The sequence below is a fragment of the Streptomyces pathocidini genome, assembly GCF_001418495.1.
Classification (GTDB): Bacteria; Actinomycetota; Actinomycetes; order Streptomycetales; family Streptomycetaceae; genus Streptomyces; species Streptomyces pathocidini.
Map to the genome: position 1 here is coordinate 1 of NZ_LIQY01000356.1, position 1,936 is coordinate 1,936.

At 73.3% G+C, this 1,936-nt stretch carries 2 protein-coding genes and 1 pseudogene; 2 read left to right on the forward strand and 1 reads right to left on the reverse strand.

Annotated features, from left to right (window positions below; translation table 11 throughout):
* Window positions 1-352: pseudogene (locus tag AOK16_RS17180) on the reverse strand (hypothetical protein); the annotation flags it as partial.
* A 156-nt stretch (window positions 353-508) separates the two neighbouring features.
* On the opposite strand from AOK16_RS17180, the gene AOK16_RS17185 reads away from it, so the two are divergent.
* Entirely contained in the window at window positions 509-1,531 is a 1,023-nt protein-coding gene (locus AOK16_RS17185) for an adenosine deaminase (protein WP_055473120.1), read from the forward strand.
* Window positions 1,532-1,605: 74 nt separating this feature from the next.
* A partial coding sequence (locus AOK16_RS17190; protein WP_276202511.1) for a glycerophosphodiester phosphodiesterase occupies window positions 1,606-1,936 on the forward strand: 331 nt, incomplete at its 3' end.

A 1,936-nucleotide genomic window follows, 5' to 3' on the forward strand; every position in this document is an offset into this window, starting at 1 on the left:
GCGCGTGCGCGGCGCCCGCGGCGGCGTCCCCGTCCGGCGGGGACACGTCGATCAGCGTGGGCTGCTCGCTCTGCGGAGCGGCGCCCTGCGGTGGTACGGCCTGCGGTGGTACGGCCGACGACAGGCCAGCCGGCGGCGAGGCGGCCGATATCCCCCGCCGCTCCCCGTCGAGCGACACCGTCTCGTCCTCCGGCGGCGCCCCCGCGCGCCGCTGCTCGGGCGGCGCCCACGGGTCGTACGGCTCGGGCGGCGCCCCCGCCTCCGGCCGCGGCTCGGTCCCTTGCTGCGCCCCGGGCCGCTCCCCTTCCTCCGGTTCGGCCCCCGCGGCTGCCTTGTCGGCGTTTTCCGGCATGTTCCCTCTCCCCAATGAACGTCCGGTCATGCTACGGCCTGTACCCCGGCGCCGTACGGGCCGTTCCCCGGCGTGCACCACCGCGTGCCTACGATGATCCCTGCCTGGCCGCGGCGCATCCCACGCCGTATCCGTACCCGCCCCCACGGAGGACCGATGCCCGATCTGCACACCTTCATCGCCGGCCTGCCCAAGGCGGAGCTGCATGTGCACCACGTCGGATCGGCCTCCCCTCGCATCGTGGCCGAACTGGCTGCCCGGCACCCGGACTCCAAGGTGCCGACCGACCCCGAGGCGCTGGCCGACTACTTCACGTTCCGGGACTTCGCGCACTTCATCGAGGTGTACCTGTCGGTGGTGGACCTCGTCCGCGACGCGGAGGACGTCCGGCTGCTCACGTACGAGATCGCGCACGACATGGCGAAGCAGAGCATCCGGTACGCGGAGCTGACCGTCACCCCGTACAGCTCGATCCGGCGGGGCATCCCGGACGTGGCCTTCGTGGAGGCGATCGAGGACGCCCGCCGGGCGGCCGAGGCCGACCACGGCGTCATACTGCGCTGGTGCTTCGACATCCCCGGCGAGGCGGGGCTGGAGTCGGCGGAGGAGACGGCGCGGGTCGCGGTGGACCTGGGGCCCGAGGGGCTGGTCTCGTTCGGTCTGGGCGGACCCGAAGTCGGCGTTCCGCGGCCGCAGTTCAAGCCGTACTTCGACCGGGCCATCGCGGCCGGGCTGCACAGCGTGCCGCACGCGGGCGAGACGACGGGCCCGCAGACGATCTGGGACGCGCTGACCGAGCTGCGCGCCGAGCGCATCGGCCACGGCACGAGCGCCGTACGCGACCCGCGTCTGCTGGCGCACCTGGCCGAGTACCGCATCCCGCTGGAGGTCTGCCCGACCTCCAACATCGCGACCCGGGCGGTCGAGCGGCTGGAGGACCACCCGATCAAGGAGATGGTCGCGGCGGGCGTGCTGGTCACGGTCAACAGCGACGACCCCCCGATGTTCGGCACAGACCTCAACACGGAGTACGGGGTCGCGGCCCGCCTGCTGGACCTGGACGAACGCGGTCTCGCGGCGCTCGCGAAGAACGCGGTGGAGGCCTCGTTCCTGGACGGGCCGGCCAAGGCGAAACTGGCCGCCGAGATCGACGGGTACACGGAATCATGGCTCCAGTGAGATCCGTCGGCCACACCTCCAGCAGCGTCGCAGCCGCCGCCCACCGCGGTGACGGCCACACCTCCAGCGGCGTCGTGGCGGTCGCCCATCGCGGCGACCCGTACGCCGTCCGCGAGAACACCCTCCCCTCGCTCCGCTCGGCGCTGCGGCGGGGCGCGGACGCGGTGGAGATCGACGTGCGCCTCACGCGGGACGGCGTCCCGGTGCTGCTGCACGACGCGACGCTGGAGCGCCTGTGGGGGTACGAGCTGCCGCTGGCAGAGGTCACCTCGCGCGAGCTGCGCGAGGTGACGGCGAACGGCGTGCCCACCCTCCAGGAGGCCCTCACGGCCATCTGCGAGTCACCGGCGGCCCGCCCTCTGATCGACTTCCCGGACCCGGCGGCGGTCCGGGAAGTCGATCAGA

Bases quoted from the DNA above. Each gene is read 5' to 3' on its own strand.
- AOK16_RS17185 (WP_055473120.1), top strand. From the start codon at position 509: ATGCCCGATCTGCACACCTTCATCGCCGGCCTGCCCAAGGCGGAGCTG.